Here is a 25,744-nt window from a genome sequence, read left to right as displayed (position 1 = left end):
TAAAGGGGGGGATTTTATGCAGCTGGATACTTTTTTACATCATCTCCATTTTTCTATCGATGAAATTATGCCGAATCATGAAGTGGACTGGGAAGATGCACCGCTTCCTTATAAATTATACCGAAATGTACCTATCATTCCTCTCTCTTTAGAAATCCCATTATCTTTACCTAACTCTTCTACTACACCTACTTTGAAGGAGATTGGTCATTACCTTTGGTCCTCATTTGGTTTAACACAGTTATGTCAGCTAAATAGCGAAAAAATTTTATTCCGAAGATCTATCCCTTCAGGCGGCGCTTTATATCCAAATGAATTGTATATATATTTAAAGATCGATGATTATCCAGACGGTATTTACCATTACGACGCTGCGCACCACCGACTTATTTTACTTCGCGAAGGAAATTTCGATTCTTACATTACAGAAGCACTTGGCAACCGTTGTAACATACAGTCTTGTTTTGGCGCTGCATTCGTATCCACTATGTTTTGGAAAAACTACTTTAAATACAATAATTTTTCGTATCGACTTCAAGGATTAGATAGTGGTGTTCTCATCGGACAATTACTTGCATGTGCCAAACAATTCGGTTACACAAATGGCGTATACTTTCAGTTTCTAGACCGTGCAATCAATCATTTACTCGGACTGTCAGAAGGCGAAGAAAGTGTGTATGCTGTCGTTCCTTTAAGTACAGAACCGCAAACGAATTGGTTTCACAATGATTACCGTGAAAATAAAACAGTTACTTCTCATGAGTTGTTACAGCAAATTCCGCCGTTAGCACACGAACATTTCGTTCGCTCAAAACATGTAAATGAATATCCAATGTTAACAAAAATAAATGAAGCTTCTATGATTGAATCGACAGCACACTTCCAAACACTACATCATGAAGAGCACTATCAACATCATGCGCACGCTGTACAGTTGCCGCAAGTAGAACGGTTATCGTATGATTTCTTACAACTTTGTAAAGAACGGTATTCCCCTGATGCTGACTTTACTTTCACGAAATGGGATACAGCCGAGCTCGCTACTTTACTACAAGAAGCGAGTCTCTCCTTCCCTTATTACAACGACCTTGATGGTCAGTATGTAAATGAAAATGCACGGGTCTCATTATATGGATGCTTTTATAACGTAAAAGATATAGAGAACGGTGCTTATTCTTATAACAGTAAAACACATTCCATACAGCCACTTCGATATGGAGACCTTCGTTATCCCCTTCAATCCAGTATGACGATGGATAACGTAAATCTTTTTCAAGTACCGCTTTGCCTACATGTAGTCGGAAAGAAAGATTACTATACAAATGCATTAGGCTATAGAGGATACCGTATTCACCAAATGGAAGCTGGCATACTCGTTCATAAACTCGTTTTCGCCGCAACCGCGATGGGGATGGGCGGGCATCCATTACTAAGTTTTAATACAAATTCATGTGATCAGTTATACGGGATAGATACTGGAAATGAAACGTCTCTCATTCAAATTCCTGTTGGGGCGTATCGAGCGCGGAATTGGTTAAAAGGGGATTTGCGTAATTAGAAGCACGCCGGTGGACGGCGTGCTTTTTTACTAGATTAATTTAAAAATACTCTTAATTTGTCTCGCGAATAACCAATTTTTCGTACCATAGTTATCATTTAAACTATCTAAATTGATAGATTGTCCGTTAGCAAACTTTAATTCTAACGTTGTATTTTTGTCATTTGTTTTTAAGTTGCTATGTGTAATTGCTTCATACTTTAATTTTTCGATTTCAACATATTCATCTTTTTCTTGTCCAATCACGACATGATCTTGGAAGAAGAACAATACTTCTACTTTCTTACCGAAACAAAATACATTTTTCGTATAAATTAATGTCGCATTATCAAGTCCGACGCATACTTCTTTCATTTCTTCAACAACGTTTCCAAAGTCTTCTTCTTGTCTTGCGTTTGATTCAGCAATCCATTCTTCGATTGTTTTCATGTTAATTGCCATACTGTGCCCCCTGGTTCGATCATTGCTTTATTAAAAAATAAATACTATATGAAAATATAAGCGATAAGTACTATGTTTTCAAGGGCGAACGGTATATTCGAAATAAAGTGAAACTTTAATTAGTGGGGGTTTTCTTCATCCCCCACTGATTATCAGCCTTCACCAATCGGGCTTTTACGGGCAGCCCGCCCCCCACTTAGCTTCTTTGCTTTCGCTGAATTTTGAGGTGGGGGTCTAACTGCCCGTTAATGCAGGATAAAGTTAAATTTCAAATTAATCTACTAGAGGCACCGATTTCATTATATTTTAAACGTTTGAACGAGACATTCTTCATCATCGATTAACTGTGTTTTTTCATCAAATTCGATGTTTAGCTCCCTATATACTTTCTTCCAAAAAGAAACAGCTGGTACATTTTTCACAAGTTCGATAACGAAATATTGTCCTCGTTTCTCTTTTAGTAAATTCTCAATAACTTGTTTACCGATTCCTTTTCCCTTGTACTGATTCAATATGAAAATGTCATTAATACAAAAGTCATTTTCTTTTTTCAAAAATGGACGTTCCAGTAGTAATAAAAATCCTACAATATCATTATTACTTTTAATAAAATACGGAGTGATTCCGTCATTTTCCCAAAACATGTACAAATCTTCGTATTCAAAAAATCCATTTGCCCCAATCTTTATATTAGGAGTGAATGTAGAGAGGTCATGAAGATATAGTGCATATAAATTACGTAATATTTCTTTTTCTGATTCTTGAACTGTTTGAAGTGTTACAAACATTTTTAATGATCCCCTTCCCTATATATAACTATTTCCAATTCGCTTCTTTCGCCAAAAATAATGATTCCCCTTTAACGAAAAAAATAGCACTTAAAAAGTGCTATTCTGCTCTCCTTGCCGCTTGCTGAATTGGATCCCAAACGCTGTTATATGGTGGTGCGTAACTTAAGTCGACATCTTCTAAATCGTGAATGCTCATTTTATTGAAAAGTGCCATTGCGATCACATCAATTCGTTTATCTACACCTTCTTCTCCAATTACTTGTCCACCTAATAATTGTTTCGTGTCAGAACGATATAATAATTTCAAGTAAAGTGGTTTCGCATTAGGATAATAGCCCGCCATATTTGTGGAGTCTACTTTGACTGTTTTATACGGAATATGTAGCCCTTTTGCTTCTTTTTCATTTAAACCTGTTCTTGCAAGCGTCAAATCCATAAATTTAATAATACCTGTACCTAACGTACCTTTAAATGCTCTTCGTTTATCAAGCATATTCAGTCCAGCAAGTCGCCCTTGTTTATTGGCAGTCGTTCCGAGCGGGATATGATCATGAATTTCCTTTATAACATGGTAATGTGTTGCGCAATCACCAGCTGCATATACGTCCTGCACATTCGTTTGCATATATGCATTTACTTCGATTGCCCCTTTATAATTTGTACGTATATTTGTTCCTTCAAGAAAATCAGTATTCGGCTTCACTCCAACCGATACTAAAACAAGATCTGCTTTATACGTACCTTTATCCGTTTCAATTTGTTCCACTCTTTCATTTCCTTTAAATGCTTTCACATTTTCATTCGTTAAAATTTCAATATTGTGTTTATCTGCTTCTTTATGTATATATTCAGCCATATCTGCATCATAAATCGTACCGATATGATCATTTCGCTCAATCATTCTTACTTTCTTACCAAGTTCGACGAATGTTTCTGCCATCTCCAGTCCAATCGCACCACCGCCAATAATGGTTACATCTTCAACTTTATTCGTTTCTAGCGTTTTTAATATACGCTCAGCATCTGGAATTGTTTTTAAAAGATGAACGCCTTGCAAATCTCGACCTTCCCACTCTGGCATAACAGGACGTACGCCAGTTGCAATTAATAAACGATCGTACGGAAATTCAAAAATATCTTTCGTCTTCGTATGCTCTGCGTACACCACTTTCTTTTCCGTATCTACTTTCGTTACTTCATGTCGTACTTTCGCATCAATTCCGTATTTATCACGAAACGTCTTCACATTACGCGCAATTAATTTTTCCGTTGAAGCGATAGCACCACTAATGACATATGGTAACCCACACTGCGCGTACGAATAAATTTCACCTTTTTCTAACGTTACAACAGTTGCATTTTCATCGTTTCTAACAATTTGCATAGCTGCGCTCATACCAGCTGCATCTCCGCCAATAATGACATAGTTCACTTTACCACTCCTTCTTTTCTACATACTCTTTACGTTTTCCATATTTTTCAGAAATAACACCTACTTCCATTGTAAAGAAAGATAATTTCATCTTCAAATTTGGTGCACAAACCTATGCCTGAATAGGTAGCCGTCGTGTCTTATAAATAACATGTTTAATATGCTATAACAGTAACTATCGAAAGTAGGTGAAACATATATGTGTGCCGGCCTTCTCGCTCAAACTCCAGAGGAACCGCAAGAACCGAAACCCGCCGTGTCACTTGACCAAGAATTTTCCATTAACGCAACATTATACAGCGCTCGCGCTTGGTTATCTAATGATGAAACCTTCGCACAAACGATTTGGAAAGGCTCTCACTTCGCTTCAGCATCACACGCTGGCAAGTCTATCTTACCAATCGGTACTGTAAAAATTTTAAACTTATCTGATGATACAATAACAGTTACTGCATCATCAGAATCAGATGATGCCCTCAAAATAGTGGTACCGCCTCATTCTGAAGGTGTGTTAACATCTAGTGCATTATCTGATGTGCAAGCAAGTACATCAGGAGGAGCAAGTAAAGTCACATTCCTCTTTCATATCTTTTTTTCAAGGGATCCTGGTTCAGCTAAAAAACCATAGAAAAGGTACAGCTATGCACTGTACCTTTTTCACATGTTTATTCTCTTGCTTTAATCAGTTCCACATTATAGGATTCAATATTGGTTAACGTTCCTGAAAAATACGGATTTTCTCTATACCAAGACTGTTTTGAAAAGTACGCTTGCATATCTTTCGTTTGAAAAATATTTCCATGTCTTGCGTATATTTCATTTCTAGCAATTTTCAACTGTTCTTTCGATAAATATGTTAATTCTGCACTCGTTAGTTTTCGAATATCACTATCCGGGAAGATGAAACCATTATATACATACCGAGTCGTAGGCGGCGGAGTAACATTGTAAACAACTGTTTTTTCCGCACTTTTCTTTTCGAATGGAAGATTATAAGACGAAAGTGCCGTTACCGTTTCTACCTTTGTCGTTTCCCTTCCACTTTCTCCATTTCGTTCTAAATAAATCGTCGCACTTCCATCAGTTGCTACAGGCCCCCATGTAATTTCTTCTCCTGCCAGCGCTGTAACTGGTTTTTGATTCACATACAATGTTGCACCAGGCACGTTCGTTTGAACCGTAATATATTGTCCTTGCAACGTTAAATCTATCGTTACGTTATTTTGACCTTGTTTCATAAGTACAACCTTTTCTTCACGTGATAGTTTCACATAATCATTTTTATATTCTGCTTGAAACACTTGAGTTCCTGGAAGAAACGGTCCATATTGCTTCTCAAACTTTTTGTCATCTGTTTTATCTATTTCTTTTCCGTTCATTTTAAAGATGTACCTTTTTCATTTGTAAGCAATGTCGTATAATACGTCTTCGCTTTCAATTTATACCGATCAAATAAAAAGAAATACTTTCCGTCTTTCGTTAACGAAAAGTCTGCTCTTTCGATTCCGTTCCCTTGTTTTTCACCTATCCTCAACTGTTCTTTCAATTCATTCACATAAGATGGATTTTCTTTTATATACGAAAATAGTGGCATTAGACTCTCTCTCGTTACAGTAACTGATGGATCATCTGCCGTGACGATTTCAGCTAACTTCTCCCCGTTCCTCTCTTGTAAAATAGTAATGATCCGATCTACTTGTGCCGCCTGCTTATAATACGATGATCCGTACAAATACAGTCCAACAATCACTACAGCAAGTAATGTTAAAATTGTAATGCCAACCTTTGTACCGCTGCTCATTTTCTTCTTTACTGCAAGACTCTCCCTCTTCCTCCCGCAGCTTTGACAAAATTGCACACCGTCTTCAAGCTGAGTCCCACACTTTGTACATACATTCATCCATTCAACCACCTTTTCTTTAGAGGCCCTTTAATCCCTGTGTAAAGGTTTGAATTATCGTGCTAATGTAAGACCACAGTACAATGAATGTTGCAATTCCAATGAAAATATTTGCGATAAAAAGAGTGTAAACAAGATCTAATCCACCGTTATCTAGTTTTACTGTAGCTACAATTATACTAATTCCCATATATGTTGTAGCCAGCCCTAATAAAATTGGTAAGAAAAAGATTAATAAAAAGCTAAACAGAAAAGAAAGCACTAATATAGCAATTACCGGAGTTGCTATCGTTCCCCATATTCCAAATACTTCAAGAAACGAAAAAGATGATTTCATCATCTTCCCACTGACAACAATAATAAATCCGACAAATAAAGTTAAAATGAGTAAAAATAAAAAGACCGTTACAGAGTCCAAAAAGAATGTAGGGGTAGATATATCTGGTGCAAATGTTTTCGTAACAGCTGCTGCAGCACTCATCATTCTATAAAAAATACATGCCCCTAAAAAACAAATAAGAACAAGACTTACAATTCCATTTCGTACTTCAACCTTGCCACTTTTCATAATAGCTGTCGGTGCTTGTAATGCGTGTTTAAAAAACTGAAAGTAGCCACTTGCAAACCGCTTCGCTTGCTCTACCGTTTCATTTGATCGAGTTTCCTCTGCTAGTGCTACGCGTGCTTGTTGCTCACCTTCCTCCTGTGCACCACTCGCTACGGCTTCCTCCGTCAACGAATGTCCACAATTCCCGCAAAATTTTGCCTCTGCTGTATTTTCCGTATGACACGCCGGACATTTCATTATCGCATTCCCCCCCCTTAAGCAGATACCATATAGGGTGTTACAAATTCAATATATGACTTTGTACATAAAACATGACTACAAGAAAAAGATTATGAAATCCTTCTTTCAAATGAAAATATATGTGCTAGCAATCTTGAAAAATAATGCTATTATGAAACAGAACAAATAACATTTTTAACAGATTGGATGACTGGCAATGGAATTAGTAAACTCAATTTTTCAAATACTCCTTACAAGCGTAATCCAATTATTTTCTTTAATTGGCGTTATCATTGTAATTGGATTTCTATTAGGTTATTTAGAATCTCTCACACGCATGTATTGGTCAAGGGCTTTCGGAAGAAAAGGATTCCTTTTAACGGCGTGGATTGGTGTTCCTATTCATGAACTTGGACATGCCATTATGTGTGTACTATTTCGTCATAAAATTGTAGCAACGCAGTTTTTCCCAACAGATACAAGCCAAGGTGCTTTAGGCTACGTACAACATCAATACAATCAAAAAAGTGTATATCAACGAATTGGGAACTTCTTCATTGGAATCGGTCCTATTATTTCCGGTATTACTGCGTTAATCCTTTTAATGCGCTATTTCGTACCAAATTCATATTTCTTATTTAATACAACCCTCGAAAAAACAATCGCTTCTACTTCTATTAATATAGAAATGGTTCAAAACATGCTTTTATCGACGTTTGTATTATTGAAAAGCTTATTTACAATAAGTAATTTATTAAATCCTTCTTTTTGGTTATTTTTATTTATCGCCATTTGTATTTCTGCACATATCGCTTTAAGTAAACCAGATATTAAAGGATCAATAGACGGTGTTATCGTCATGTTTATCGTATTATTTTTATTCAACATAATAGCAGGACTATTTCAGTACGACAGTAACCAGCTCATTGGAAAAGTGATGAAGTATAATATGTACCTCATTGCGTTTTCTAGTGTGGCTCTGCTGTTCTCTTGTATTTCTACACTTGTTAGTTTTGGGTTTTATAAAATAAGAGGAGGGCGTTCGTTTTGAACGCCCTCCTCTCATCATTTATTTCCCTTATAATCACAATGCTCAACCGGAACACGAGCATGTCCTTCTTCATCAGTACACCATGACTGTGATTGGAAGGCAAGAAAGATACCGAGCCATTCTTCTTCCTTTTCAAAGTGAATAAGTATTCCCCCGTCTTGCCATATACCATTATCACCTTTCCATTTCTCTACATTCCCTTGATTCATATGAATATCGTGTATACCGTTTCCTGGCTCGAAATAAAAGTAAGAATCAGGTGTATTTTCTTCTGGTCCCCATCTTTCACCGAACGCATAAATAATTGCTTTTTCTTCTACCGCTCGTTTTATATAACGCTCTATTTTTTCATTTAAATCATTATCTGCTCCTGCTTTTTCGGGAGGCAAAGGAATCATTTGATTTGAGTCAAATAGATTTCCTCTTACATAATCTAAAGCTACTTTCGGTTCATTGTTTTTTATTTCTGTAAAACCGAATGGTAATGTCGGTAAAATATGAATCGCCTCTGACTTAATATTGTTACTCGCAAAATATAAAACTTCTGACGGATAACTTTGCGATTTTACGTTAATTGCAATACGATAATCTACTCCTGTCTCTCCCTGTAAATGAACTTGATAATGAGGTGTTTTCCCTTTTCCAATCTTTGATTGTATAACTGTACCTTTTAACACACCGTAGTTTTTTAGGGGCATACATTTCATCTCCTATTCATTTAGTAGAAGCTTTTCATACTTAAGGCATTATCCATATAAAAAGAAAATCCTCCTTTCTCAGGAGGATTTCTTATTTTCTCAACAGATACCAAAAAATAACCTCTACCACCACAAGTAACACCGCACCCAAAATCATTAACGTCGTCTTCTTTAATAGTTCATTTTCACGATACGGTATATTACATAAATAAGCACCTAACGTAATCCGTGACGGGCAAGCGATTGTCGCTACTGATGATGCGGTGTTTTGCAGTATTGTAACGTATTGCCACGGAAGTGCTACGTTTTGCGCAGTTTGCATTTGTAGTTTTATGAACATCGCATTTGATCCTGCGTTACTACCTGTTAAAAAGCCACCGATTCCGCCGATAAACGGAGCAACGAAAACGAAAAATGTTCCAAATGTTTCACCAGCTGTTTTTGCCAGTAATGAATGCATGCCAGATGCACCCATTAGTTCTGAAATGGCGATAAACATTGTCGTTGTAATCGCAAAAGGAATCCATTGTTTTATCGTTTGCAAGAGTGATTGTTTAATAATATGAGATGGAATGCGGAAGAAAATAATAGTAAATAAGCAAGTCATACCGAGCCAAAATCCTGGTGAATATAGTAACTCTAGTTTGTAAGAATATGATTTCAAATCAAGAACCGCATATGATCTGAACAAATCATGTAATGCTGGAACGAGGCGAGAAAGTAAAATACAAACTGTTAGAAATATATAAGGGCTAATAATTTTTATAATGGATACTTCTCTCTCCGTTGCAGCCGCATGTTCTGTTATAAGATTTTGCTCACTTTTTCCTTTTAATTTAATGATAAGAAAACCAAATGCAATTGTAACGATAGAACTTAATATACCTGCTAGTTCAACACTTACGTATGCGTTAGAAAGATAAATTCCGAGAGAAAATAATAGAAAGAAACCGAATCCTTCTTTCCACTTTTCAATAACAGCCTGCCAACCACCAACAACGTGTAAAGAAAGGATGACGAAATAAGCAAACATCGGAATGCTTAGTAGTGCCGTATTCGTGCCAAGTGTTGTAAGCGGCATATTTATAAGCTGCGAACCGATAATCGTACCAGTTGCCATTGCGCCCCATGAACTAGCTAGTAAACCAATAAATGAAAGTAGTACAGCTTGAAACGGTTTATAGCCTAATGATAGAAAGATCGGTGCTGCAACCATGAATCCAATTCCGAATCCACTTACTGATTCGATTAGCGGACAAATACCAAAACACATAAGGAGCATTTGTAATAAACGATCGTGCGTCACTTCTTCTAGAAAACGTGCTACTTGATCGATGTACCCCATTTTGTTCATGAGGTGAAATAAAAAAATACCGGAAAACAACACGTACCCGACAATAAAACAAATTAACCAACCTTTAATCGTTGCGTGCACAGTTTCACTTATCCCTAGTTGAAACGTTGGCGAGAGTAAAACGATTCCAACAGACACAACGTAAGCAATTAAAGAGGACCTTAATGACGTTTGTTTAAATAAAAATAAACAAATGAAAATCATCATAATTGGGATAAGTGCCAACAATATGGCCATGTTATCATCTCTTTTCATTAAAAATACAATTTTTAACTATTATATAACAGATGTCATAATTTTCAATTGTTTTTACTACAGATTCAAAAAAGGAGCCATCTAGCTCCTTTTTTGAATCACTCCCATTTTCTTTTATCCTGAAAAACGCTCTGCTGTCCAACTATTTTGTCTAACACAACAAACACAATATAAACACATATTACTTGCAATAAAACATTTCCAAATTTCATTAATTCAAATGAATGGATCCAGCGAAATAATTCGTTTAATAATACAATCGAAACGATACTAAATAGTTCTATACTAATCGAAAATATACATATTTCTAAAATAGATTGCTCTTGAATGCGATTTAAGTTGGAAAAGATGAATACATATCCTAAAAATAGAGCCATCACCTCTATTTTCGTCATGCTAATGAGCCAAGCGTATAATGGTACAGTTAGAAGAAAATATAGTAGTTTCCGTCTTAGCATGCTTTCTCACCCTCTAAGTTATATGTATTTTCTGTATATTTTAACATTTATTACGTAAAACAAAAAGAAGAGACTTATGCCTCTTCTTTTTGTTTTGTTGCCTGTATTAATTCACATATTTCTTCTCGCTTTTCATTTTCTAACAGCTCGATAACTTTACTTCCAACGACTACTCCATCACATATTGTAATCATTTCTTCTACATGTTCCTTCGTTGAAATACCGAACCCTGCCACTACCGGTAAATGTGTATGTGATTTTACTTTTTCTAAGTAACTATGAATCTCACCTTTAAAGTTTTGACGTACTCCTGTTACGCCCGCTACTGTAACAGCGTAAACGAACCCTTCTGATTCACTCGTAATTTTTTCAATTCGCTCAATTGGGCTCGTTACTGTAACGAGTGGAATTAGCGCAATGTTTGCCTCTCGAAGTAACGGGGCAATAATATTTTGTTCTTCATACGGTAAATCCGGAACGATCATACCGTCTACACCTGCTTCTATACAGTTTTCGATGAATCGTTCTTTTCCGAATGCGAGTACTGGATTTAAATATGTCATGAGTACAAACGGAATTTGTACTTTTTTCCTTACCTCTATTAATGCTTGAAAAATGCCTTTTAATGTTACACCGCTATCTAGCGCTCGTTTCCCTGCTCTTTGAATCGTTGGACCGTCTGCGACTGGATCTGAAAACGGAATACCGATTTCAACGATACTTGCTCCTGCTTCGTCTAGAAAACAAATTCTTTCTTTTAATTTTTCAAGGCCACCATCTCCGCCCATTACGTACGGAATAAATGCTTTCTTACCATTTTCAAACGCTGCTTTAATTTTTTCTACTCCCATTTTTTACACCTCTTCCATATAACGTTTTATACTCTCTACATCTTTATCCCCGCGGCCAGATAAACAAATGACAAGCCCTTCGTCTTTCTTCATTTGCGGCGCTAATTTTAATGCGTATGCGACAGCATGTGAGCTTTCTAACGCCGGAATAATCCCTTCTTTTTTCGTTAATAATTGAAATGCTTCTAACGCTTCTTCGTCTGTTATTGAATTATAAGAAACGCGTCCAATATCTTTTAGCAAGCTATGTTCTGGCCCAACACCTGGATAATCGAGTCCCGCTGAAATAGAATGTGCTTCTTGAATTTGTCCTTCTTCATTTTGCAGAAGGTACATCATCGATCCGTGTAAAACACCAACGCTTCCTTTCGTTAAAGTAGCTGCGTGCTTTTCTGTATGAACACCTTTCCCAGCTGCTTCTACGCCGTAAAGAGCGACTTCTTCATCGTGTACGAACGGATAAAACATGCCCATCGCATTACTACCACCACCAATACATGCAACGACTGCCTCTGGTAATTTCCCTTCTAACGCTTCATATTGTTTTTTCGTTTCTTTCCCAATTACACTTTGGAAATCACGAACAATTTGCGGGAATGGATGTGGTCCAAGAACGGATCCCATAATGTAGTGTGTATCGTGTACATGTGAAACCCAGTAGCGAAGCGCCTCGTTTACCGCATCTTTTAATGTGCCGCTACCTGCCGCTACGCTTTCTACTTTCGCTCCGAGTAATTCCATTCGGAACACATTTAATTTTTGACGTCTCACATCTTCTTCTCCCATAAAGATGACGCATTCTAATCCGAGTAGGGCACATACAGTAGCTGTTGCAACTCCGTGTTGTCCTGCTCCTGTTTCAGCGACAACTTTTTTCTTGCCCATTCGTACTGCAAGTAGTGCCTGACCGATTGTATTGTTAATTTTATGAGCTCCTGTATGGTTCAAATCTTCACGTTTTAAATAAATCTTTGCACCGCCGCAATACTTCGTCATATTTTCAGCGAAATAAAGCGGTGTTTCTCTTCCGACGTACGTTTTTAAATAATGATTTAATTCCTTTTGAAACCCTTCATCTTGCATTGCTTCTTTATATGTTTCTTCTAGTTCTAATACAGATTGCATTAACGTTTCTGGAACGTATCGTCCTCCGTATATACCGTAGTGACCTTTTTCATCTGGATATGCGTAATTCATTTGGAACACTCCTTCGCTTTTATAATAAATTGTTTTATTTTCTCTACATCTTTCTTTCCTTCTGTCTCCACTCCGCTACTTACATCGACCATGTATGGCTGAATAGTTCGAATCGCTTCTTCTATATTAAGAGCGTTTAACCCACCAGCTAATATCGTTTTCTCTCGCAATTTTTTTGACATATGTGCGAGTAACTCCCATGAAAATTTCTTTCCATTTCCCCCGTGAAACTTTTCTTTCGGACTATCAAACAATATATAATCCGTTTCATATGTTTGAGCATTTTTCATATCACTCTCTGAAGTTACCCCAAGTGATTTTATAGACGGAATATTCAGCCTTCTAATTTGATGATTGTCTTCATCTCCATGTAGTTGCACATGTGTTAACCCGCAATCATCTGCAATTTTCTCGATTACTTCTACTGATTCATTTACGAAAACACCAACCTTTAACACGTTTGTTGGAAGCTCCTGAATGATTTCTTTCGCTAGCACTGGAGTGATTTTCCGCTTACTTTCTGCAAAAACAAATCCGAGTGCATCAGCTCCGTATTCGCAAGCACGTTTTGCCGTTTCAACATCAGTGATACCGCAAATTTTCACTTTCATATGTTCACCTTACAATCTTCAAAAAAGGTATGAATAGAAGATGATGTCATAAGTGCTTCTCCAACTAATACACCTTTCGCTCCAGCTTTTTTAACACGGATAATATCTTCCTTTGAATGAATCCCACTTTCACTAACCCAAAGTAATTTCTCCTCGTTTAATCGTTTTCCAAGCTTTTCTGTTTGGCTTAAATCGACTTCGAATGTTTTTAAATTACGGTTGTTAATACCGATAACGTGCGGATTTAATTGAATTGCAATTTCTAATTCCTGCTCATCATGAACTTCAACAATTGCCTCTAATCCTTTTTCTAGTACGTAGCTGTACAGCTCTTTTAATTTTTCTTTCGTTAACGCCGCTACAATTAATAAAATAATATCTGCTCCAGCTTCATACGCCCTATCAATTTGAATCTTATCAATTATGAAATCTTTACATAAAAGCGGAATGTTACTTTCTGCTCTTGCCGTTTGTAAATCGTGAAACGACCCTTTAAAAAATTGACCGTCTGTTAAAACAGATACTGCTCCTGCGCCGCATTCTTCATATATTTTCACTTGTTTTCGTACATCAACGTGTAAATTAATATCTCCTTTTGATGGTGATGCTCGCTTTACTTCTGCAATGACAGTAAACTGCTGTAATGCTTCTACAAGTGAAAGTGTCTTTCTACTTTCTTTTAATGGCGTATACGTTTCATATAATGCCGCAACTTCCTTTTTCTTTTGGTCTACAATTTTATCTAAAATCGTCCCCACGTTAATTCACCCTTTCTAATTTTTCATTACTTGCTGCAATTAATAAGTTTAGTTTGGCTAATGCTTTTCCAGAGTCAATGCTATATGCCGCTAGTGTAATTCCTTCTTCAATCGTTTCTGCTTTTCCATTTGCAAAAAGGGCTAGACCTGCATTTAATAAAACTGTATCGCGGTAAACATTCTTTTCTCCGCTTAATACTCCGAGCGTAATCTTTGCATTTTCTTTCGAATCCCCGCCTCTAATCTCTTCGTTTTTCACTATTGAGAAACCATATTTCTTAGGTTCAATACTCGTTTCTACTATTTCATTATCTTTCAAAATGACAACATAATTCTCTCCTTGTAATGATGCTTCATCTAAAAATCCACTTCCGTTTACGACAAGCGCTTGTTTTCTGCCTAGTTTCTGTAATACTTGCGCAACTGGTAGTAACATATCTCGTTTATAAATGCCGACAAATTGTGTTTCTAAATTTACCGGATTTGTTAAAGGACCAATTAAGTTAAAAATCGTCGGCACATTCAATTCTTTTCTTATTTTCATAATGCGTCTTAATGCTGGATGCATCGCTGGTGCAAATAAAAATGCGATGCCGACATGCTCTAATAAATGATCAATTTCGTTTGGCGTACTGCTAATATTTACACCGAGTTCTTCTAATAAATCTGCACTTCCTGTTTTACTAGAAACAGCTCGATTACCATGTTTTGCAACCTTTACGCCAGCTCCTGCCAGTACAAATGCCGATGTTGTACTAATATTAAACGTTTGGGCACCGTCACCACCCGTCCCACAATTGTCCATCGCTCCTTGTATATGGTTCGAAAACGGTAATGCCTTTTCACGAAGAGCTCGAACAAGGCCGTATATTTCTTCTGCTGTTTCACCTTTCGCTTTCAGTAATACTAAGAAAGCTGCAATTTCACTCTCCAATATGTTTTCATTTAATAAAAGAAGCCCTGCTCTATACATCTCCTCTTCTGTTAAATGTTGTCCCTCCACTAATTTACGAAGATAGTTATTCATACTCTTTCCTCCTCCTTCACTTCTGTTAAAAAGGCACGTATTAACTTTCCACCTTCTTCTGTCGCGATTGATTCCGGATGAAACTGTAATCCGAATAGCGGATAATAATTGTGACGAACTGCCATAATTTCTCCATCGTCCATCGCTGTCGCTAGTATGTCAAAACACTCTGGCAAGCTCGTTTGCGCTGCAACAAGGGAATGGTAGCGCATCGCCGTTAATGGCTGTGTTACATATGAAAAGATTGAAGTTCCATTATGTTTTACACGTGATGTTTTACCGTGTTTAATGCGTCCTGCTCTTACAATGTCTCCTCCAAATGCTGATATAATTGCTTGATGACCAAGGCAAATACCTAATATGGGAACGTTCTTATAAAAATGACGAATCACTTCGATACAAATGCCAGCATCCTCTGGTTTTCCTGGTCCTGGTGATAGCACAATTCCTGTTGGATTCATCCCTTCTAACTGTTCTATCGTTATTTGATCATTTCTTACGACAACAATTTCTTCCTCGCATTCACCTAACAGTTGATACAAGTTATATGTGAATGAATCGTAATTATCAATTAGTACAATCATTTCATTACCTCCAATAGTGCTCTCGCTTTATTTAACGTTTCTTCATATTCAGCTACTGGGTCTGAATCATAAACAATTCCCGCTCCTGCCTGAACGTATGCTTTTTCATCCTTTACGACCATTGTTCGAATGGCGAGCGCCATATCAAGATTCCCTGAAAAACTAACGTATCCAACTGCACCTGCGTATACATTTCTTTTTTCATTCTCTAGCTCATTTATAATTTCCATCGCTCTAATTTTCGGAGCTCCCGACACTGTTCCTGCTGGTAGGCAATACGCTAATGCATCAAATCCACTCATTCTTTTTCGCAATATTCCGTAAACTTCAGATACAATGTGCATAACGTGAGAGTATTTTTCTACTTTCATATATTTATCTATCGTCACGGATCCAATTTCACTTACTCTGCCAATATCATTTCGCCCAAGATCTACAAGCATCATATGCTCCGCTCGTTCTTTCTCATTTTCTAACAGTTCTTTTTCAATTTCCGCATCTTGCTCCTTCGTTTTCCCTCTCGGCCTCGTACCCGCAATTGGATTCGTCATCACCTTATCTTCTCTAACTGATAACAAGCTTTCCGGCGAAGAACCGAGTACAACATAATCTTGAAAATCGATATAGAACATATATGGTGACGGATTGGCAATTCGAAGTTTTCGGTATAACGCGAATGGATCCCCAATACATTCACTTTGCAAACGCTGTGACAGTACGACTTGGAATATGTCCCCGGCTCTTATATGTTCTTTCGCCGTTTCTACCATCGCGCAAAATTCTTTTTCTGTTATAGAAGAAGTGAATGATAATGTTGATTTTATTTCAGTTACTTCCGCTTCTTCTCCCCTCAGCACTTCCTCTTTGTATACTTGCAATCTTTCATATACTTCTTCATAATCTGCTGAATCATCTTCCCTGCATACATATACAAATGATAATTTTTGACGTAAATGGTCATACACGATAAACTCACGATATAGTAAAAGGTGTACTTCTGGAATATTTAGTGGATCGTGTAAATCTGCTCCAATGTTTTCATATTGCCGAATGACGTCATAGCCAATATAACCAACTGCTCCTCCGCAAAATGGGAATGGACTGTCTACTTGAGCTGACGCGATTTCTTCTTCTAACACTTGTAGTACGTTACCTTGCAACTCTTCTGCCCGGCCGTAAATCGTTCGTTCTACTTCCGTACCAACACTTTTCACTTCACCATATGGATTACATCCTAAGTAAGAATAGCGTCCTTTATCTTGATGAAGCTGCGAACTTTCTAATAAAAACTTTTTCTTTCCCTTCATACGTCTATATAAAGAAATTGGCGTAATGCTATCTCCTTCTTCTTCAGCGATTACTAAAAATGCTCTTCCCTGTTCTTTTTGCTTCATAAATTCCTCTTTTGTCATCATGCCTTTCACCTCAATCTGAAAAATAAAAAAGTCCCCTACATATCGAAAATATGTAGAGGACGATAAATTTACCGTGGTACCACCTCATGTTGGACGCAAAAGCATCCCGCTTTATTCAGGTACAAAATATATACCTTATCCTTGTAACGGCGGAACCCGGGTTGCCTACTGAAAATAATTGTTCAGCATACCTCTCGTAAGCCCATTCCGTATATGGCACCGCACCGGGCTCCCACCTATCCCCGGTTCTCTGTAACGTCTCCAATATACGTACTCTTCTTACTTCAACGATTTCATTTATTTAATTTTTTGTACACAAAAAGGGAGTACTCATCCTATAGAAAGGACGGGTACTCCCGTGGTGCCACCTTAATTCGTTACGAATGTAACGCACTTTACCGTATCAAAAACAATACGTGTCTCTTGTATCGATGAGATCATGTCGCCAAAGCCTACTTCTTTCGTTTCGGTTTGGAAGCTCCGAAGCCCATTCCACATCAATTCCATACTGATTCGCACCAACCATCAGCTCTCTGACATGTTCATCATGTGTACTCTTCTTCATCAACGCTTGCATTTTTTTAAGTTGCACTCATTATAGACCTTACTTTTTTCATAAGTCAATACTTTTTAAAAAATTTTATTTTTCTCTCCTTTCAATATTATATTGACAAAACAACCTCTTTTTATGTAAATATAATAAATACTCTATTAAAAATAAGGTTTTTTGTATGAATATTATATATTAAAAAAGTAAAATGATATCAAAAAACGCTTACATTTCTGAAAATTCATATTTCTGTATGGATTTTTCAGAATAATCATGATAGATTATAAATATGCATAACGCATCAAAAGACATGACAAAAGGAAGGGGAACTTCATGAGTACGCAGATGTTAACTTTAACTTCAATCTCTATTTACATGCTCGGGATGTTAGTCATTGGCTATTTCGCCTATAAACGAACGTCCAACTTAACAGATTATATGCTTGGCGGGCGTACACTAGGCCCCGCAGTAACAGCATTAAGTGCTGGAGCATCCGATATGAGTGGTTGGCTTTTAATGGGCTTACCCGGTGCAATGTTTAGCGTTGGATTGAGTAGTAGTTGGATTGCGATCGGCCTAACACTAGGCGCATACGCAAACTGGCTTTATGTCGCTCCTCGCTTACGTACCTACTCTGAAATTGCAAACAACTCTATTACTATCCCAGAATTTTTGGAACACCGCTTCCACGACAAATCTCACATGCTACGCTTAGTATCCGGACTTGTTATTATGATTTTCTTTACTTTTTATGTAGCTTCAGGATTAGTTTCAGGCGCTGTATTATTTGAAAATTCATTTGGTATGAACTACCACTTTGGGTTATTCATTGTTGCTGGCGTTGTTGTCGCTTACACATTATTTGGTGGTTTCTTAGCCGTAAGTTGGACAGACTTCGTACAAGGAATCATTATGGTAATTGCTCTTATTCTTGTTCCTATCGTAACAATTATGAATTCGAACGGACTTGGGCCTGCATTTGATACAATTCGTTCTGTAGATCCAACACGTCTAGATATTTTTAAAGGTGCCTCTACTTTAGGAATGATTTCCTTATTCGCATGGGGCCTTGGTTATGTTGGACAACCTCATATTATCGTACGCTTTATGGCGATTTCTTCTGTAAAAGAGATTAAAAGCGCACGAAGAATTGGTATGAGCTGGATGATTTTCTCTGTTGTTGGAGCTATGTTTACTGGTCTTATCGGTATCGCTTACTACTCACAACAAGAGTTAACATTATCTAATCCAGAAACAATTTTCCTTGAACTAGGAAAAATTTTATTCCACCCACTTATTACTGGATTTTTATTAGCAGCTATTTTAGCAGCTATTATGAGTACAATTTCATCTCAATTACTCGTTACTTCTAGTGCTATAACCGAAGACTTATATCGTACCTTCTTTAAACGCTCTGCTTCTGATAAAGAGCTTGTATTTGTCGGTCGTATGGCTGTACTTGTTATTGCATTAGTTGGGTGCGCATTAGCGTTTAAACAAAATGATACGATTTTAGCTCTTGTTGGATACGCTTGGGCTGGTTTCGGTTCTTCATTCGGACCTGCTATTTTATTAAGCTTATATTGGAAACGTATGACGAAGTGGGGCGCACTTGCTGGTATGATTTCTGGTGCCGCTACTGTTATTATATGGACTCAATTCGAATTCTTAAAAGATTTCTTATATGAAATGATTCCAGGTTTCGCTATTAGTTTACTAGCCATCGTAATTGTTAGTTTACTAACACAACCTTCAAAAGAAGTTGAAGAGCAATTTGAGAATTTCGAAAAACAACATAGTCATAATCTATAAAGGAAAAGCTCTGCTGTTATCGTATCAGCAGAGCTTTCTTTTTATGAAAGTTCGACAATCTTCTACTCGAATTTAACAATTTCTTTATGTTTCGTTAAATTAAACATAACACTAGTCCTTTATAGTAGTACTATCAGCACTTATACAGGAAGGGGACTCCAACATGTTAGCAGCTTTCCAGCAACAACAAACACGAAAATTTTCACCTATTACAAATACTTCTGCGTCTCGTTTGAACATACAACCTAATCCACCTAAAATTTCAATCGCTCCTTCTGTTATTTCAGTCATTGGTGTTCATATGGAAAAAAATAAGTTGAAAGTAAGAACTGGACAAAGCACTGAGTTATCAGCCTCCGTTTTACCAGTGCAAGCAACGAATAAAGAACTTATTTGGACAAATATGAATGCTGATGTTATCACAATGTATCCAAAAGGTGATACGGTAACGATTACTGGAAAAAGTGCCGGAAGATCAGTCGTAATTGTCACAACTACTGAAGGAAAGTTCCGTGACCTATGTATTATTCATGTACAACCTTATATGACAAATCCAAAGTAAAAGAGTGGCTTCCTAGCCACTCTTTTACTTGATTTCAATGTGTGAATTTTTACTTGTAACAAGGTTGATGAATTGGTCTTTATCTTTAGGAGAAATAACTTCTGTTTTATGTGCGCCGTAAACAATTTCAAGTCGATCCAATGACAATGCATGAGCAGCTATTGGATTTTTCGTATTTGAAATTTGTTTTATATCTCGTATAAATATGCTTTTTTTAACGAGACCTGATCTAATTGTAATTGTTTCTTCTCCGACGATGTATTTTGTCGAAAACCAACTCCACATAAATAATATTGCTAACGGAATTGTAAAAAATAAAAGAAAATACTCTTTTCCTGCAAATAGAGGAGCAAAACACGCTCCAATGACAACGAAAAAAATCGGATATAACCATATATCTTTTTTTGATGGAAATTCCATTAAACTTCCCTTCCTCCCCTATATTTCTGTAAAACAAAAAGAGAAGTATCACAACTTCTCTTTTCTCCTCTAACATTATAATTCCTGTGTATACGCCGGCTCATTTACTACATTTTTTGCTGTTCGTTTTTGTTGCTGTAGTAAGAAAACAGATACACCAAACAATACGAGCATGCTACCGATAATTTGCATGGCATTTAGTCTTTCACCGAGTAAGAAGAACGCTAATATAGATGCTCCAACTGGTTCACCTAAAATACTCATTGAAATTGTTGTTGCATTTACGTAGTTTAATAACCAATTATTAATGACGTGTGACACTGTCGGCACGACCGCAAGTAAAAGAAAAACGGTCCAATCCCACTTCGTATAACCTGTAAAAGGCACTTGCAATACTATATTATAAATCCCCATAAAAATACCTGCGAATGCAAAGACTGTAAAGCTGTAAATCCAATGTGATACTTTCTTTACCGTCGTTTGTCCGATAAATAAATAACCGACAACTGCTATTACACTTAAAAAGGATAATATATCTCCATAAATTGCTTGTTCACTTAATCCTAAATCTCCCCACCCAATACACATTACGCCTAGTATCGCTATTCCCATTGTCGCAATGGCTGAGTATGTTGTTCTTTCTTTAAATAAGAAAAAACCTCCAACTAAAGATACGATTGGTTGAAGTGCTAAAATAATCGTCGAACTAGCAACTGTCGTATGCTTTAAAGATTCAAACCACAAAAGAAAATGAAGCGCTAAAAAGAAACCAGATCCAATTAAAAATCCCCAATCTTTTATTTGAATCTCACTAAACTCTTCCTTTTTTCCCCAAACGATAGGCAGCATAATAAGTACGATAATCCATAATCGATACATACTTAATATTGAAGATGGTGCTGAGGACATCTTTACAAAAACTGCTGCGAATGAAATGGCTATAATGGAAATTGCTAATGGTAGTGCGATTGATCTTTCTTGTTTCAAATTCCGTCTCCCCTCTCACCTGTCAAAAATCCCACTTCATTATATCCGTTTTCTTTTATAACTTAAATACTAATTTTTTAGATTCTTCGTACCATTATGGTAAAATAGAAACGAAAGCACCTATTAGTGAATATTTCTTTCTTTTTCACTACAAGCGTCGCTCTTACAATCATTACAGTAAATTTTTATTTAGGGGGATCCACATGAATCAAACAATAGGGAGAATTGAAGAAATTTCATTTTATAGCGCATCACTTCAAGAAGATGTTACACTTCTCGTTTACTTACCAGTAAATTACACACCACTACACAAACATACAGTTGTAATTGCACAAGATGGTAGAGATTATTTTCAGCTTGGTAAAGCGCACCGTGTAATTGAGCGCCTTCGTGAAACTGAAGAAATTGACCGTACAATTATTGTCGGTATTCCATATAAAAATGTACACGATCGTAAAGAAAAATATTTCCCAAATGAAGTGAAAAACGCTGCGTATATTCGTTTCCTTGCTCATGAACTTGCACCATATATCGATGAAAATTATCCAACGTACCAAATCGGAAAAGGTCGTGTGTTAATTGGTGATTCTCTTGGCGGAACAGTTTCCTTTATGACTGCACTTATGTATCCGCATACATTCGGTAAAGTCGTTATGCAATCACCATTTGTCGATGACACAGTGATGAATTTGGCAAAAGACTTTAAAAATCCGGAGGCGCTAGACCTTTATCACGTCATTGGGACAGAAGAAACAGCTGTAAAACGCACTGATGGACAAGTATCCGATTTCGTTGGGCCGAACCGTGAGCTCAATACGCTTCTGACAGATAGAAATTTCATCACGCATTACGAAGAATTTGAAGGTAACCACACGTGGAAATATTGGCAAACTGATTTACCGAAAGCTTTCTCTCATATTCTATCAATGAAATAATAGAGAGCAGTATTCAGAATAATTTGATATAATAGATTAAGAGAGTTATTTTCTCAAAATCTAACTAGACTTACAAAGGGAGGAATTGGAACATGAAATTAGGCATTGTAATTTTTCCATCTAAAATGATTCAAGATAAAGCGAACGGATTGCGTAAACGTTATGATCCGCACTACGCATTAGTTCCGCCACATATTACATTGAAAACACCCTTTGAGACGCAAGATGAACAATTAGAATCGATTGTAAAAGAGTTACATACAATCGCAAGTAAAACGAACCCTTTCACCCTTCATGTCGGAAAAGTTGGTTCATTCGCACCTGTTAATAATGTTCTTTATTTTAAAGTAGAAAAAACACCTGAACTTACTTTCTTAAATGAGGAAATGCATAGCGAATTCTTTATACAAGAACGCGAGTACGCTTTCGTACCTCATTTAACAATCGGACAAGGCTTATCCGATGCAGAGCATGCTGATGTATTAGGTCGATTACGTATGAAAGATTTCTATTATGAACAACCAATTGATCGCTTCCATCTTCTATATCAATTAGAAAACGGAACGTGGACTGTATACGAAACATTCCACCTTGGAAAGGGGAACAACTAATTTGCACGCACAGATCGTACAAACAGACGAACAACTAAGAGATGCATTCTCTGTACGTAAGCAAGTATTTGTGAATGAGCAACAAGTTTCTGCTGACGAAGAGTATGATGAGTTTGAAGAAACTTCAACACACGTTGTTATATATGATAATGATGTTCCAGTTGGTGCTGGTCGTTTTCGCATACTGGATGGAATAGGAAAAATGGAACGCATTTGCGTACTAGCTTCCCATCGTAAAAAAGGCATTGGAAAAATTGTTATGGATGCACTTGAAGCGTATGCGAATGAAAACTCGCTACCAAAATTAAAGCTGCATGCCCAAACACATGCTGAAGATTTCTATAAGAAACTTGGATATGTAACGCATTCTGATGTATTCATGGAAGCAAATATTCCTCACGTCGTTATGATAAAAGAATTGTAATTTGAAAACAGGAGGTATCCCCTCCTGTTTTTTACATTGCTATTTTCTTTTTCTTCCGCTAAAGTTAAATGTTGATGCTATAGTTTTGAAGGTGAATATATGACACAAGAAAAATTTTCACAAAAATCATTAACGCACGCTGACATTCCGCGTGCAACATATCATATTCCGAAAACATCTACCCATTTAATTATGGAAGAAGATGCAGATGCGGCGTATTTTCGCGCTCTCGAACAACAAAATGTTTTTTTAAATGAAAAACAATTAGAGGCTGTGCGAACGACAGAAGGCCCTGTCCTTACATTGGCTGGTGCCGGAAGCGGGAAAACATCTGTTTTAACAACCCGCGTAGGTTATTTAGTAAATGTAAAACAAGTTCATCCACGAAATATTTTATTGCTTACATTTACACAAAAAGCAGCTGAAGAAATCCGAAACCGTGTAGCGAATTTACCAGGTATGAATCGCGCCGCAAGTAGCTACGTTGTTGCTGGTACGTTCCACTCTGTCTTTTTAAAATTACTTCGTAGTCAAGGATATAGTCAGCAAATTTTAGCAAACGAAAAACATAAACAAATTATGATAAAGAAAATTTTAAAAGAATTACGTTTAAAAGACGATTATGATGCTGAAACAATGCTCGCGATGATTTCACTTGAGAAAAACAAATTGAATCGTCCGAAAGATGTACAAGCAAAAACACCCGTTGAACAAGAATTTAAAGAAGTATACGAACGTTTTGAAGAAGTGAAACAACGATATAATTATATTGATTTCGATGACATCCTATTAGAAACATATTATATGTTAGAAAATAACGCTCCTTTGCTTACCCAATTACAACAACGTTTCCACTATATTGAAGTAGATGAGTTTCAAGATACATCGTATGCACAATATGAAATTGTAAAATTGTTAGCCACGCCAAGAAATAATTTATTTATCGCGGGTGATGACGACCAGGCGATATATGGCTGGCGAGGAGCAAGTCACCAAATTATTTTATCTTTTCCAAAAGAATTTGATAACACTACGATTATCGCACTTAATACGAATTATCGATCCAATCCTTTTATCGTCGGACTTGGAAATGAAGTTATCAAACTAAATCAAGAACGTTTTGATAAAGAGCTATATTCTGTGCGTGAAGAAGGTGTACAACCTTTTTACGCAAGACCTGCTACGACTCTTGATGAAGCAAATCAAATTTTGCAGCTCATTCAAGAAAAAGTAGATAGCGGCGAACGCAACTATAAAGATTTTTGTTTACTGTATCGCACACATTCTGTAAGCCGTTCGTTACTTGATCAGCTTACAATTCACAAAATCCCATTTATTAAGCACGGGGCGAGTCAATCATTTTATGAACATTCTTTAATTAAGCCTGTATTAGATCATTTAAGACTGGTGATTGAACCGTTTCGACTAGAATCACTTTCAAATATATTGCCAACTATGTATATCGGGCGTGATGATTGTATTTCATTTATTGAACGTGAACAATGGAAATATGGTGAGGGGCGGTTCCCTTCTCTTCTTCATTTCTTATTATTAAATCCGAGCTTAAAACCTTTTCAAGTAAAAAAGGTAAATGAGCGTATCGATTTTATTAAATTTATAAAAGAATTAGAACCGAAAAAAGCATTAAAAGAAATTATTCATGGTAAAGGAAAGTATTTAGAGTACTTACAAAGTAACGATCGTTCTTCCTTTACGATGCATAAAGATATACAAGAAGAAATGTTAGAAGAATTAATGGAGTCCGCAACTCGTTTTACCGATATTCCAGCTTATTTACAATTTATTGATGAAGCAATTCAAGGTCAAAAAGAAATGGAAGCATTAAAAACAATGCCGGAAAAAAATGCTGTTTCGCTTATGTCTATTCATAACGCAAAAGGCCTTGAATTTCCATGCGTCTTTTTACTTGGAGCGAGCGATGGTATTCTTCCCCATACTTCTTCTTTAAAAGATGCAAATGATCGTGTTACAGAGACTTCTGAAGCTTTAGAAGAAGAACGTCGACTACTTTATGTCGCAATTACACGTGCGAAAGAAGAACTTTACATTTCCTCTCCGCAATTTTTTAGAGGAAAAAAATTAGATATATCTCGTTTTTTATATACTGCGCGAAAAGATTTACCTGAAAAGACATCCACTAAATAAGGATGTCTTTTTTTATATTGCATTATGTACATCCCTACTATATAAATTCCCTGCTTTTATCGTAAGAATTAACGTAATATCAACCATATCTCATTCATATTGTAATAGT

General features: G+C 36.6%; 25 protein-coding genes, 1 pseudogene and 2 other annotated features. Of the genes and pseudogenes, 9 read left to right on the top strand and 17 right to left on the bottom strand.

The window, feature by feature from the left end; translation table 11 throughout:
• Positions 1 to 16 precede the first annotated feature (16 nt).
• Entirely contained in the window at positions 17 to 1,558 is a 1,542-nt protein-coding gene (locus tag RBB48_RS10320; protein WP_088062529.1) for a SagB family peptide dehydrogenase, read from the top strand.
• Positions 1,559 to 1,588: 30 nt separating this feature from the next.
• On the opposite strand, the gene RBB48_RS10315 is transcribed toward RBB48_RS10320, so the two are convergent.
• The 3 genes from RBB48_RS10315 to RBB48_RS10305 form a co-directional block, all read right to left on the bottom strand.
• Positions 1,589 to 1,999 carry a DUF3908 family protein gene (locus RBB48_RS10315; RefSeq protein ID WP_000996802.1) on the bottom strand — a complete coding sequence of 137 codons (411 nt, stop codon included), beginning with the start codon at positions 1,997 to 1,999 and terminating at the stop codon, positions 1,589 to 1,591.
• Positions 2,000 to 2,298: 299 nt separating this feature from the next.
• Complete coding sequence (locus RBB48_RS10310) at positions 2,299 to 2,787, bottom strand: GNAT family N-acetyltransferase (RefSeq protein WP_306007606.1); 489 nt, start codon at positions 2,785 to 2,787, stop codon at positions 2,299 to 2,301.
• A gap of 100 nt (positions 2,788 to 2,887) precedes the next feature.
• Positions 2,888 to 4,222 (bottom strand): FAD-dependent oxidoreductase, encoded by a 1,335-nt coding sequence (locus RBB48_RS10305; RefSeq protein ID WP_079245213.1) that lies wholly within the window; start codon positions 4,220 to 4,222, stop codon positions 2,888 to 2,890.
• A gap of 199 nt (positions 4,223 to 4,421) precedes the next feature.
• Here RBB48_RS10305 and RBB48_RS10300 point away from each other — a divergent pair, with 199 nt between their 5' ends.
• Positions 4,422 to 4,850 carry a hypothetical protein gene (locus tag RBB48_RS10300; protein ID WP_088062526.1) on the top strand — a complete coding sequence of 143 codons (429 nt, stop codon included), beginning with the start codon at positions 4,422 to 4,424 and terminating at the stop codon, positions 4,848 to 4,850.
• 37 nt (positions 4,851 to 4,887) lie between these two features.
• Here the strand turns inward: RBB48_RS10300 and RBB48_RS10295 are convergent.
• Positions 4,888 to 6,122, bottom strand: a pseudogene (locus tag RBB48_RS10295) (TcaA 3rd/4th domain-containing protein).
• 19 nt (positions 6,123 to 6,141) lie between these two features.
• A complete protein-coding gene (locus RBB48_RS10290) occupies positions 6,142 to 6,927 on the bottom strand; it encodes a zinc ribbon domain-containing protein (protein WP_097890425.1) in 786 nt (261 codons plus the stop codon).
• 199 nt (positions 6,928 to 7,126) lie between these two features.
• Here RBB48_RS10290 and RBB48_RS10285 point away from each other — a divergent pair, with 199 nt between their 5' ends.
• Complete coding sequence (locus tag RBB48_RS10285) at positions 7,127 to 7,960, top strand: hypothetical protein (protein ID WP_046958289.1); 834 nt, start codon at positions 7,127 to 7,129, stop codon at positions 7,958 to 7,960.
• A 14-nt stretch (positions 7,961 to 7,974) separates the two neighbouring features.
• Here RBB48_RS10285 and RBB48_RS10280 read toward each other — a convergent pair whose 3' ends face one another.
• From RBB48_RS10280 to trpE, 10 genes are all read right to left on the bottom strand, one after another.
• A complete protein-coding gene (locus tag RBB48_RS10280) occupies positions 7,975 to 8,658 on the bottom strand; it encodes a DUF2278 family protein (protein WP_306007605.1) in 684 nt (227 codons plus the stop codon).
• A 91-nt stretch (positions 8,659 to 8,749) separates the two neighbouring features.
• Entirely contained in the window at positions 8,750 to 10,249 is a 1,500-nt protein-coding gene (locus tag RBB48_RS10275; RefSeq protein ID WP_306007604.1) for an L-lactate permease, read from the bottom strand.
• Positions 10,250 to 10,365: 116 nt separating this feature from the next.
• Entirely contained in the window at positions 10,366 to 10,725 is a 360-nt protein-coding gene (locus RBB48_RS10270) for a DUF4029 domain-containing protein (RefSeq protein ID WP_097890431.1), read from the bottom strand.
• A gap of 74 nt (positions 10,726 to 10,799) precedes the next feature.
• Positions 10,800 to 11,576 carry a tryptophan synthase subunit alpha gene (gene trpA, locus RBB48_RS10265; RefSeq protein WP_048545100.1) on the bottom strand — a complete coding sequence of 259 codons (777 nt, stop codon included), beginning with the start codon at positions 11,574 to 11,576 and terminating at the stop codon, positions 10,800 to 10,802.
• A 3-nt stretch (positions 11,577 to 11,579) separates the two neighbouring features.
• Entirely contained in the window at positions 11,580 to 12,773 is a 1,194-nt protein-coding gene (gene trpB / locus RBB48_RS10260; protein ID WP_088062516.1) for a tryptophan synthase subunit beta, read from the bottom strand.
• Entirely contained in the window at positions 12,770 to 13,384 is a 615-nt protein-coding gene (locus RBB48_RS10255; RefSeq protein WP_088062514.1) for a phosphoribosylanthranilate isomerase, read from the bottom strand. The genes trpB and RBB48_RS10255 overlap by 4 nt, the downstream gene beginning before the upstream one ends.
• Positions 13,381 to 14,142, bottom strand: coding sequence for an indole-3-glycerol phosphate synthase TrpC (trpC, locus tag RBB48_RS10250; protein WP_088062512.1), 762 nt, complete (start codon positions 14,140 to 14,142; stop codon positions 13,381 to 13,383). The genes RBB48_RS10255 and trpC overlap by 4 nt, the downstream gene beginning before the upstream one ends.
• A gap of 1 nt (position 14,143) precedes the next feature.
• On the bottom strand, positions 14,144 to 15,169 hold the full coding sequence (gene trpD, locus RBB48_RS10245) for an anthranilate phosphoribosyltransferase (protein WP_088062510.1): 1,026 nt from the start codon (positions 15,167 to 15,169) through the stop codon (positions 14,144 to 14,146).
• Entirely contained in the window at positions 15,166 to 15,753 is a 588-nt protein-coding gene (locus RBB48_RS10240; protein ID WP_000636313.1) for an aminodeoxychorismate/anthranilate synthase component II, read from the bottom strand. The genes trpD and RBB48_RS10240 overlap by 4 nt, the downstream gene beginning before the upstream one ends.
• Entirely contained in the window at positions 15,750 to 17,168 is a 1,419-nt protein-coding gene (gene trpE, locus RBB48_RS10235) for an anthranilate synthase component I (RefSeq protein ID WP_141542785.1), read from the bottom strand. The genes RBB48_RS10240 and trpE overlap by 4 nt, the downstream gene beginning before the upstream one ends.
• A 52-nt stretch (positions 17,169 to 17,220) precedes the next feature.
• Positions 17,221 to 17,465: a binding site (T-box leader), on the bottom strand.
• 42 nt (positions 17,466 to 17,507) lie between these two features.
• Positions 17,508 to 17,745, bottom strand: a binding site (T-box leader).
• A 306-nt stretch (positions 17,746 to 18,051) separates the two neighbouring features.
• Between trpE and putP the strand changes: the two genes are divergently transcribed.
• Together putP and RBB48_RS10225 are read left to right on the top strand one after the other, a co-directional pair.
• Complete coding sequence (gene putP, locus RBB48_RS10230; RefSeq protein ID WP_087984752.1) at positions 18,052 to 19,530, top strand: sodium/proline symporter PutP; 1,479 nt, start codon at positions 18,052 to 18,054, stop codon at positions 19,528 to 19,530.
• 163 nt (positions 19,531 to 19,693) lie between these two features.
• Positions 19,694 to 20,092 (top strand): Ig-like domain-containing protein, encoded by a 399-nt coding sequence (locus RBB48_RS10225; RefSeq protein ID WP_262720012.1) that lies wholly within the window; start codon positions 19,694 to 19,696, stop codon positions 20,090 to 20,092.
• Between the two features lie 24 nt (positions 20,093 to 20,116).
• Here RBB48_RS10225 and RBB48_RS10220 read toward each other — a convergent pair whose 3' ends face one another.
• Together RBB48_RS10220 and RBB48_RS10215 are read right to left on the bottom strand one after the other, a co-directional pair.
• Positions 20,117 to 20,512, bottom strand: a complete 396-nt coding sequence (locus tag RBB48_RS10220; protein ID WP_088608363.1) for a PH domain-containing protein — start codon at positions 20,510 to 20,512, stop codon at positions 20,117 to 20,119.
• 75 nt (positions 20,513 to 20,587) lie between these two features.
• Positions 20,588 to 21,499, bottom strand: a complete 912-nt coding sequence (locus RBB48_RS10215; RefSeq protein ID WP_306007603.1) for a DMT family transporter — start codon at positions 21,497 to 21,499, stop codon at positions 20,588 to 20,590.
• 203 nt (positions 21,500 to 21,702) lie between these two features.
• Between RBB48_RS10215 and RBB48_RS10210 the strand changes: the two genes are divergently transcribed.
• The 4 genes from RBB48_RS10210 to RBB48_RS10195 all read left to right on the top strand — a co-directional run bounded on the left by RBB48_RS10210 (position 21,703) and on the right by RBB48_RS10195 (position 25,635).
• Positions 21,703 to 22,434 carry an alpha/beta hydrolase gene (locus RBB48_RS10210; RefSeq protein ID WP_088062503.1) on the top strand — a complete coding sequence of 244 codons (732 nt, stop codon included), beginning with the start codon at positions 21,703 to 21,705 and terminating at the stop codon, positions 22,432 to 22,434.
• A gap of 92 nt (positions 22,435 to 22,526) precedes the next feature.
• Positions 22,527 to 23,045: a YjcG family protein gene (locus tag RBB48_RS10205; RefSeq protein ID WP_000765870.1), complete on the top strand. Its 519-nt coding sequence runs from the start codon at positions 22,527 to 22,529 to the stop codon at positions 23,043 to 23,045.
• Position 23,046: 1 nt separating this feature from the next.
• Positions 23,047 to 23,469, top strand: coding sequence for a GNAT family N-acetyltransferase (locus tag RBB48_RS10200; protein WP_088608364.1), 423 nt, complete (start codon positions 23,047 to 23,049; stop codon positions 23,467 to 23,469).
• Between the two features lie 99 nt (positions 23,470 to 23,568).
• Positions 23,569 to 25,635 carry an ATP-dependent helicase gene (locus RBB48_RS10195; RefSeq protein WP_088608365.1) on the top strand — a complete coding sequence of 689 codons (2,067 nt, stop codon included), beginning with the start codon at positions 23,569 to 23,571 and terminating at the stop codon, positions 25,633 to 25,635.
• Positions 25,636 to 25,744: the final 109 nt, after the last annotated feature.

Origin of the sequence: Bacillus sp. MMSF_3353, assembly GCF_030733445.1 — a bacterium.
In the GTDB taxonomy this organism is placed as follows: Bacteria; Bacillota; Bacilli; order Bacillales; family Bacillaceae_G; genus Bacillus_A; species Bacillus_A wiedmannii.
The sequence above is the reverse complement of the archived record's forward strand: the minus strand, read 5'-3'. Positions and strand labels throughout refer to the sequence as shown.

Excerpts from the sequence above, each read along its gene's own strand:
- RBB48_RS10320 (WP_088062529.1), top strand. The coding sequence starts at position 17 with ATGCAGCTGGATACTTTTTTACATCATCTCCATTTTTCTATCGATGAA.
- RBB48_RS10315 (WP_000996802.1), bottom strand. The coding sequence starts at position 1,999 with ATGGCAATTAACATGAAAACAATCGAAGAATGGATTGCTGAATCAAAC.
- RBB48_RS10310 (WP_306007606.1), bottom strand. The coding sequence starts at position 2,787 with ATGTTTGTAACACTTCAAACAGTTCAAGAATCAGAAAAAGAAATATTA.
- RBB48_RS10300 (WP_088062526.1), top strand. The coding sequence starts at position 4,422 with ATGTGTGCCGGCCTTCTCGCTCAAACTCCAGAGGAACCGCAAGAACCG.
- RBB48_RS10290 (WP_097890425.1), bottom strand. The coding sequence starts at position 6,927 with ATGAAATGTCCGGCGTGTCATACGGAAAATACAGCAGAGGCAAAATTT.
- RBB48_RS10285 (WP_046958289.1), top strand. The coding sequence starts at position 7,127 with ATGGAATTAGTAAACTCAATTTTTCAAATACTCCTTACAAGCGTAATC.
- RBB48_RS10280 (WP_306007605.1), bottom strand. The coding sequence starts at position 8,658 with ATGCCCCTAAAAAACTACGGTGTGTTAAAAGGTACAGTTATACAATCA.
- RBB48_RS10275 (WP_306007604.1), bottom strand. The coding sequence starts at position 10,249 with ATGGCCATATTGTTGGCACTTATCCCAATTATGATGATTTTCATTTGT.
- RBB48_RS10270 (WP_097890431.1), bottom strand. The coding sequence starts at position 10,725 with ATGCTAAGACGGAAACTACTATATTTTCTTCTAACTGTACCATTATAC.
- trpA (WP_048545100.1), bottom strand. The coding sequence starts at position 11,576 with ATGGGAGTAGAAAAAATTAAAGCAGCGTTTGAAAATGGTAAGAAAGCA.
- trpB (WP_088062516.1), bottom strand. The coding sequence starts at position 12,773 with ATGAATTACGCATATCCAGATGAAAAAGGTCACTACGGTATATACGGA.
- RBB48_RS10255 (WP_088062514.1), bottom strand. The coding sequence starts at position 13,384 with ATGAAAGTGAAAATTTGCGGTATCACTGATGTTGAAACGGCAAAACGT.
- trpD (WP_088062510.1), bottom strand. The coding sequence starts at position 15,169 with ATGAATAACTATCTTCGTAAATTAGTGGAGGGACAACATTTAACAGAA.
- RBB48_RS10240 (WP_000636313.1), bottom strand. The coding sequence starts at position 15,753 with ATGATTGTACTAATTGATAATTACGATTCATTCACATATAACTTGTAT.
- trpE (WP_141542785.1), bottom strand. The coding sequence starts at position 17,168 with ATGATGACAAAAGAGGAATTTATGAAGCAAAAAGAACAGGGAAGAGCA.
- putP (WP_087984752.1), top strand. The coding sequence starts at position 18,052 with ATGAGTACGCAGATGTTAACTTTAACTTCAATCTCTATTTACATGCTC.
- RBB48_RS10225 (WP_262720012.1), top strand. The coding sequence starts at position 19,694 with ATGTTAGCAGCTTTCCAGCAACAACAAACACGAAAATTTTCACCTATT.
- RBB48_RS10220 (WP_088608363.1), bottom strand. The coding sequence starts at position 20,512 with ATGGAATTTCCATCAAAAAAAGATATATGGTTATATCCGATTTTTTTC.
- RBB48_RS10210 (WP_088062503.1), top strand. The coding sequence starts at position 21,703 with ATGAATCAAACAATAGGGAGAATTGAAGAAATTTCATTTTATAGCGCA.
- RBB48_RS10205 (WP_000765870.1), top strand. The coding sequence starts at position 22,527 with ATGAAATTAGGCATTGTAATTTTTCCATCTAAAATGATTCAAGATAAA.
- RBB48_RS10195 (WP_088608365.1), top strand. The coding sequence starts at position 23,569 with ATGACACAAGAAAAATTTTCACAAAAATCATTAACGCACGCTGACATT.